The organism is Prauserella rugosa (assembly GCF_000719975.1).
GTDB classification, from domain to species: domain Bacteria; phylum Actinomycetota; class Actinomycetes; order Mycobacteriales; family Pseudonocardiaceae; genus Prauserella; species Prauserella rugosa.
This window is the reverse complement of the sequence record NZ_JOIJ01000018.1, coordinates 77320-84130: the sequence shown is the minus strand read 5'-3', so window position 1 is coordinate 84130 and position 6811 is coordinate 77320. Positions and strand designations below refer to the sequence as shown.

At 71.9% G+C, this 6811-nt stretch carries 8 protein-coding genes; 7 read left to right on the top strand and 1 reads right to left on the bottom strand.

What is annotated here, in order from left to right:
- Positions 1-309: 309 nt before the first annotated feature.
- Positions 310-1479 carry a M20 family metallopeptidase gene (locus IF64_RS0120850; protein ID WP_030533844.1) on the bottom strand — a complete coding sequence of 390 codons (1170 nt, stop codon included), beginning with the start codon at positions 1477-1479 and terminating at the stop codon, positions 310-312.
- Between the two features lie 52 nt (positions 1480-1531).
- Here IF64_RS0120850 and hemB point away from each other — a divergent pair, with 52 nt between their 5' ends.
- The 7 genes from hemB (at position 1532) to IF64_RS0120815 (ending at position 6749) form a co-directional block, all read left to right on the top strand.
- A complete protein-coding gene (hemB, locus tag IF64_RS0120845) occupies positions 1532-2503 on the top strand; it encodes a porphobilinogen synthase (RefSeq protein ID WP_030533843.1) in 972 nt (323 codons plus the stop codon).
- Between the two features lie 132 nt (positions 2504-2635).
- Entirely contained in the window at positions 2636-3154 is a 519-nt protein-coding gene (locus IF64_RS0120840) for a hypothetical protein (RefSeq protein WP_030533842.1), read from the top strand.
- Positions 3151-3663, top strand: a complete 513-nt coding sequence (locus IF64_RS0120835; protein WP_246134825.1) for a hypothetical protein — start codon at positions 3151-3153, stop codon at positions 3661-3663. The genes IF64_RS0120840 and IF64_RS0120835 overlap by 4 nt, the downstream gene beginning before the upstream one ends.
- The gene (locus tag IF64_RS27740) at positions 3656-4174 is read left to right on the top strand and encodes a hypothetical protein (protein ID WP_051758037.1); all 519 of its coding nucleotides are present in this window, start codon (positions 3656-3658) and stop codon (positions 4172-4174) included. Before IF64_RS0120835 ends, IF64_RS27740 begins: the two co-directional genes overlap by 8 nt.
- A 24-nt stretch (positions 4175-4198) precedes the next feature.
- Positions 4199-5521, top strand: a complete 1323-nt coding sequence (gene hemL / locus IF64_RS0120825) for a glutamate-1-semialdehyde 2,1-aminomutase (protein WP_030533839.1) — start codon at positions 4199-4201, stop codon at positions 5519-5521.
- On the top strand, positions 5518-6147 hold the full coding sequence (locus IF64_RS0120820) for a histidine phosphatase family protein (RefSeq protein WP_030533838.1): 630 nt from the start codon (positions 5518-5520) through the stop codon (positions 6145-6147). The genes hemL and IF64_RS0120820 overlap by 4 nt, the downstream gene beginning before the upstream one ends.
- A complete protein-coding gene (locus IF64_RS0120815; protein WP_030533837.1) occupies positions 6144-6749 on the top strand; it encodes a TlpA disulfide reductase family protein in 606 nt (201 codons plus the stop codon). The genes IF64_RS0120820 and IF64_RS0120815 overlap by 4 nt, the downstream gene beginning before the upstream one ends.
- The last annotated feature ends 62 nt before the right edge of the window (positions 6750-6811 follow it).

The following is a 6811-nucleotide window of genomic DNA, read 5'->3' as shown; positions in this document are numbered from 1 at the left end:
ACGCAAGACGCTCGACTGGGATACCCCAGCCGAGCGTCTGCGTGATCTACTGACGACCAACTAGCCATCAGGTGTTGCGAGGACCCCTGGAAACCGCCCGGGTGCGGCGGGGCGTCCGCGTGTTGCGGACTCGGGAGCTCGTGTTGCGCATTCAGGGCCCCGTGTTGCAGCTCCGGGGCGCCGTGTTGCGGGTTCGGGAACTCGTGTTGCGCACTCAGGGGCCCGTGTTGTCGTTCGAGGGGACTTGCGCGCCCTTCGCTCGTACGGTTCTCCGCCGGGACGACCCGGCGCGAGCGAGTCACCTGGACGTCACACGCCGCACCACGCCGCCGCGACCCGGCGGATGATCTCCTCCGACTCGCGGAGCCTGGCGATCGACACCCACTCGTCGGTGACGTGGGCCAGCTCGGGCCTGCCCGGACCGCAGACGACCGTCGGCACGCCGCCCAGCGCCGGCGTGAGCACCGACGCGTCGGTGAAGTACGTCGCCGCCCGCGGAGCGCCACCCTGCACCCCGCCGTCCTGCACCCCGCCACCCTGCGGCCCGCCCGTGACGTCGGTGGCGATCGCGGCGACGGAGGCGGCCCACTCGTCGGCCGGGTCGGTCCACACGGCGGGCAGGTCGATGAGCGCCTCGAGTGCCGCGTCGTCGCCCACCCGTGCCCGGAGCATCTCGGTGAGCGTCGCGTGGTCCTGGCCGGGCACGGTGCGGATGTCGACCGTAGCCACGGCCGAGTCGGGAACCGAGTTGGTGTTCAGCCCGCCTCGGATGGTGCCGACGTTCAGCGTCGGCCCACCCATCGCCGGGTGTTCCTGCGCGCTGAACGTGAACTCCTCGAACGCGCGCACCGCGCGGGCGAGCTTGTAGACGGCGTTCTCACCCAGGTGCGGCATCGAGCCGTGCGCGGTGACGCCCGTGGCCCTGGCAGCCAGCCACAACGCGCCCTTGTGTCCGTGGAACACGGCGTTGTCGGTGGGCTCGGCGATCAGCAGCGGTCCTGAGGGGCGGCCGTCCAGCACGTCGAGGGCTCCGCGCGCGCCGTGCGAGCCCGTCTCCTCGGCGGCGGTGAGCACGAGGCGCAGTCCGGCCCGCGGCGCGTGAGCGGCCGTGGCGACACCGATCGCCGCGCACACGATCGCCGCCACGCCGCCCTTCATGTCCGTGGTGCCGCGGCCGTAGAGGCGGTCGCCGTCGGGGTCGGCGTGGAACGGGTCGTGGGACCAGTCGGCCTCGCCCAGCGGCACCGTGTCGACGTGGCCGGACAGGCACAGCGGAGGTGTGTCGTGGCCGGTGTTCCACTCGGCGACGAGCGTTCCGCGTCCCGGTTCGTGCTCGGCGACCTCGACGGTGAACCCGGCTTCGGACAGCAGGGGTGCGACGACGTCGAGCGCCGCGTTCTCGCCGGCATCGATGGTGTTCACGGCGACGAGGTCACGGGTGAGGGTCAGGACGTCGAGCGAACGTGTGGGGCTTGGCATGGTCGGTCCTTCCGTCGGCCCGCATCGTAGGCCGGGCGAGTAGCCTGGCGGCGTGTTCCCTGAGCATCGTCCCCGGAGGTTGCGCACCACTCCGGCCGTGCGCCGGCTCGTCAGCGAGACCACGGTGCGTCCCCGTCAGCTGATCCTGCCCATGTTCGTCGCGGAGGGACTGTCCGAACCGCGGCCCATCGAGAGCATGCCGGGAGTCGTGCAGCACACCCGTGACTCGTTGCGGAAGGCGGCGACCGAGGCCGTCGCCGCGGGGGTCGGCGGGCTCATGCTGTTCGGCATCCCCGCGACGCGGGACGCCACCGGATCGGCGGCGACCGCCGACGACGGCATCCTCAACGTCGCGCTGCGCGACCTGCGCGCCGAGCTCGGCGACGACACCGTGCTCATGGCCGACACGTGCCTGGACGAGTTCACCGACCACGGCCACTGTGGCGTGCTGGACGCCGACGGCGGGGTCGACAACGACGCGACGCTGCAGCGGTACGCCGAGATGGCGCTCGCGCAGGCCCGCGCGGGTGCGCACTGGCTGGGGCCGAGCGGAATGATGGACGGCCAGGTGGGCGTCATCCGCCGCGCGTTGGACGACGCCGGGTTCACCGACACGGCGATCCTGGCGTACTCGGCCAAGTACGCGAGCGCGTTCTACGGACCGTTCCGCGAAGCCGTCGACTCGCAGCTGCAGGGCGATCGCAACACCTACCAGCAGGACCCGGCCAATCCGCGCGAGGCGCTCCACGAGATCGAACTGGACCTCGCCGAGGGCGCCGACGCGATCATGGTCAAGCCCGCACTGTCCTACTTGGACGTGATCAGGGCGGCGTCGGAGATCTCGTCGGTGCCGGTCGCGGCGTACAACATCTCCGGTGAGTACGCGATGATCGAGGGTGCCGCGGCCAACGGCTGGGTCGACCGGGAACGCACGATCCTCGAGGTGCTCACGTCCATCCGGCGCGCCGGGGCCGACTTGGTCCTGACGTACTGGGCTGCCGAGGCCGCCGGCTGGCTGGACTGACCCACCTCGGTGGCGCTGCGGATGCGTCGCCGGCCACCACCCGCTTCCGAGTCGCTGCGCGCCGCCTAGCCCGCCCGTCTCCCGGCCACCACCCCCCAACGAGCCGCTACGCGGCGCCTAGTCTTCTGGGGCATGAGCGAAGCCGACGAAAGCGACGACCAGCGGCGCGCCCGGGGGCTGCCTCCCGAGCCGCTGCGGCCTGGCGAACCGGAGCCCGACCGGCCCGAACCGCCGAAACCGGTGAACGCCGCCTTCTGGCTCGTCGTCGCCGCGGCCGCGGTCCTGGTGGTGGCCTTCGTGCTGCAACTGCTGAACAAGGACGCGCTCACCGACACGCTCATCCAGCGCAACACCGACGAGAACATCTCCAACGACCAGATCGCCTCCGGCGTGGAGTCGATGCTGTGGTCGCTGATCGTCGGCGCGGTGGCCGTCGGCGCGCTCATGGTGCTGTTCGCCTGGAAGGCCAGGCAGGGCACGCGTTCGGCGCGCACCGTCGTCACCGTGCTCGTCGTCCTGGTCGCCCTGTTCTCCCTGCTCGGCGGGGGATACCTGGTGATCGGCGCGGTGCTGCTCGCGCTCGTCGGCGCGGCGCTGATGTACCTGCCGAGCGTCGACCCCTACTTCCCGAGGGTGCTCAAACGGCCGTGAGCGACGACAACAACGACACCGGCAGCAAGAGCGACGGCGCCGGTCAGCCCGCGGGCACCGGGACATCCGAGACCGTCCACTACGCCGAGGCGGGCGCGTCGTACTGGCGGCTGGTGCTCGGCCCCGCACTGGCCGCCGCGGGCGCCGTCGCCGAGGTGGTCATGGGCGACCGGCCGCACTGGCTCATGTGGATCATCACCGGTGTCGGGCTGTTGTGGCTCAACGGCATCTGGGTGCTCGCCCGCCGGCGGTTCCTGCGTGTCCGGGTCACCGACACCCAGCTGGTGCAGGGCACCGAACGCGTTCCCGTCGCCGACATCGCCTCGGTGCTGACCCGCGAACCGCGGCCCGGGACCAGGGTGCTCGGCGGCGGTCCGACCGTGCCGAGGCGCTACGACGGCGTGGAACTGAAGCTGGCCGACGGCACCCACGTGCTCGCCTGGTCGCAGGACACGGAGACGTTCACGGCGGCGCTGCGCGGTGCCGTGCGAAACTCACGCCGTGACTGAGCACGCCCGTACGGACACCGCCATCGAGCCCGCCGCGACCGGATCCGCGGCCGAAGGGCCACGTTCCGCGCAGCGCAGCGCGGACGGGCCCCGCCGCGCTCGGGGCAGACTGCACCAGCCCTGGCGCGTCGTCGTCGCGCTCGTCGAACTGGTGCTGGCCGCCGTCGCGGTGGTGGTCGCGTTCCCGGTGTGGAACTCGTCGATCCGCGAGGTGACCGTGCAGGCCTCTGACGGTGCCGACCTGACCTCGCGGGTCTACGAGGGCAGCGGCATCGCCCTCGCCGTCGCGCTCGGTGCCGTGGCGCTCGTGCTGGTCATCGATGCGATCCGGCAGTTGATGCTGGGCATCGCCGCCAAGGGCAGGAAGCCGAAGAAGCGCGCGAACCCCGACCCGGACCCCGACGTCGACACCGATGGCGACCACGACACGAACCACGGCACCGACCACGGCACGGCGGCCCGCCGGAATGCCGGCGGTCACTCCGGTCAGGAGGCAGGCACCGCAGGCTGACGGCGTTTTGCGAGACTGGCAGGCGTGACAGGCAGCAAGAGCACGGTCGAGAAGTCCCAGTCCTGGTTCCGGCGCGCTGCCGCGGCGACGCCCGGTGGCGTGAACTCCCCGGTGCGCGCGTTCGCGTCCGTCGGCGGTGACCCACGGTTCATGGTCAAGGCCAGCGGTCCCTACCTGTGGGACGCCGACGACAACCGCTACGTCGACCTGGTCTCCTCGTGGGGGCCGATGATCCTCGGACACGCCCACCCCGCGGTGGTCGAGGCGACGAGGGAGGCCGCCTCGCACGGCCTGTCGTTCGGTACGCCGACCACCGGTGAGGTCGAGCTGGCCGAGGAGATCATCCGCCGCGTCGAGCCCGTCGAGCAGGTGCGGCTCGTCAACTCGGGCACCGAGGCGACGATGACGGCGATTCGCCTCGCTCGCGCGTTCACCGGCCGCGCCAAGATCGTCAAGTTCGCGGGTTGCTACCACGGCCACGTCGACGCGCTGCTGGCGCAGGCAGGCTCGGGTGTCGCCACGCTCGGCCTGCCGACGTCGCCGGGTGTCACCGGTGCGCAGGCCGCCGACACCATCGTCGTGCCCTACAACGACCTCGACGCCGTGCGGGCCGCCTTCGCCGAGAACCCCGGCGACATCGCCGCGGTCATCACCGAGGGCGCCCCGTGCAACATGGGTGCCGTGCAGCCGGCCGAGGGGTTCAACGCCGCGCTGCGCGACATCGCCCACGAGGCGGGCTCGCTGCTGATCATCGACGAGGTGCTCACGGGCTTCCGCGTGTCGTCGGCGGGCTGGTACGGCATCGACGGCGTCGCGGGCGACCTCTACACCTTCGGCAAGGTGATGTCCGGCGGGCTGCCTGCGGCCGCGTTCGGCGGGCGCGCCGACGTGATGGCCAAACTCGCCCCGCTCGGCCCCGTCTACCAGGCGGGCACGCTGGCCGGGAACCCCGTCGCCGTCGCCGCGGGCCTGACGACGCTGCGGCACGCCGACGCCGACGTCTACCGCGTGCTCGACACCAACGCCGGGCGGATCGCCTCGATCCTCGGTGACGCGCTGACCGCCGCGGGCGTGGCGCACACCGTGTCGATGGCGGGCAACCTCGTGACCGTCTTCTTCGGCGAGACCGCTCCGACCAATTTCGACGAGGTATCCGCGACCGAGACGTGGCGCTACGCCCCGCTGTTCCACGCCTTCCTCGACGCGGGCGTCTACGGCCCGCCGAGCGCGTTCGAGGCGTGGTTCGTCAATGCGGCCATGGACGACGCGGCATTCGAGCTCATCGAGGCGGCCGCGCCCGCGGCCGCCCGTGCCGCGGCGGCCGCGACCCCGCCGGAGCGGGCATGAGCCGCACGATCGTGCACCTGCTGCGGCACGGCGAGGTGCACAACCCCGAGGGCATCCTCTACGGCAGGCTGCCCGGGTACGGGCTGTCGGACCGTGGCCGTGAGCAGGCCGTGCTCGTCGCGCAGGCGTTGCGCCCGCACAACCTCGTGCGGGTCGTCGCCTCGCCGCTGCAGCGCGCCCAGGAGACGGCCGAACCCATCGCGGGGGCGCACCGGCTCGACATCGCCACCGACGAGCGGCTGATCGAGGCCGACAACGCCTTCGAAGGGCAGCGGGTGAGCGTCGGCGACGGGGCGCTGCGGAAGCCGGAGCACTGGCCGAAGCTGCGCAACCCGGTGCGGCCGTCGTGGGGTGAGCCGTACGTCGACATCGCCCGCCGCATGCTCGGTGCGGTGTACCGCGCGCGGGCGGCCGCCGAGGGCGGCGAGGTGCTGTGCGTGTCACACCAGCTGCCGATCTGGACGGTGCGGCGGTTCCTCGAGGGCAGGCGGCTCTGGCACGACCCGCGGTCGCGGCAGTGCTCGCTCGCGTCGCTGACCAGCCTGGTGTTCGACGGTGAGGAGCTGACCGACATCGTCTACAGCGAACCCGCAGGCACGACCGACCCGACGGTGACCGGCGCATGAACCGCCGCAGGAGACTCGCGGCGTGCGTGCTGGCCGGGGCGTTGGCGCTCACCGGGTGCACGAGCGGCCAGGACGCCGTCGAACGCGGCACGTCGTTCAACTTCGTCGCCCCCGGCGGGAAGACTGACATCACCTACAGCGGCGACGAACGGCAGGAGCTGCCCGAGGTGTCGGGTGAGGACCTGTTCGACGAGGGCGAGCAGATCTCCAGCACCGACTACCGCGGCAAGGTGCTCGTCATCAACATCTGGGGTCAGTGGTGCGGACCGTGTCGCACCGAGGCGCCCGAACTGCAGAAGGTCTACGAGCAGAAGAAGGACGAGGGCGTCGAGGTGCTGGGCATCGACGTGCGCGACTTCGACCGGACCGCCCCGCAGGACTTCATGCGCAACCGCGGGCTGACGTACCCGTCGATCTACGACCCGTCCGGCCGGTCGCTGCTCGGCCTGACCGGCTACCCGAGGAACGTCGTGCCGTCGACGATCGTCGTCGACAAGCAGGGCCGGGTCGCCGCGGTCTACCTGCGGGACCTGTTGGCCGGCGACATCCTCCCGGTTGTCGAGGATCTGGCTGCCGAGTCCGGCCAGGGCGCGCAGGAGTGACGCGCGCCGCATCGCCGCAGGTGGAGGCAGGGCCCAGGGGACTTCACACCGACCCCATTCCC

Excerpts from the sequence above, each read along its gene's own strand:
- IF64_RS0120815 (WP_030533837.1), top strand. The coding sequence starts at position 6,144 with ATGAACCGCCGCAGGAGACTCGCGGCGTGCGTGCTGGCCGGGGCGTTG.
- IF64_RS0120820 (WP_030533838.1), top strand. The coding sequence starts at position 5,518 with ATGAGCCGCACGATCGTGCACCTGCTGCGGCACGGCGAGGTGCACAAC.
- IF64_RS0120850 (WP_030533844.1), bottom strand. The coding sequence starts at position 1,479 with ATGCCAAGCCCCACACGTTCGCTCGACGTCCTGACCCTCACCCGTGAC.
- IF64_RS0120840 (WP_030533842.1), top strand. The coding sequence starts at position 2,636 with ATGAGCGAAGCCGACGAAAGCGACGACCAGCGGCGCGCCCGGGGGCTG.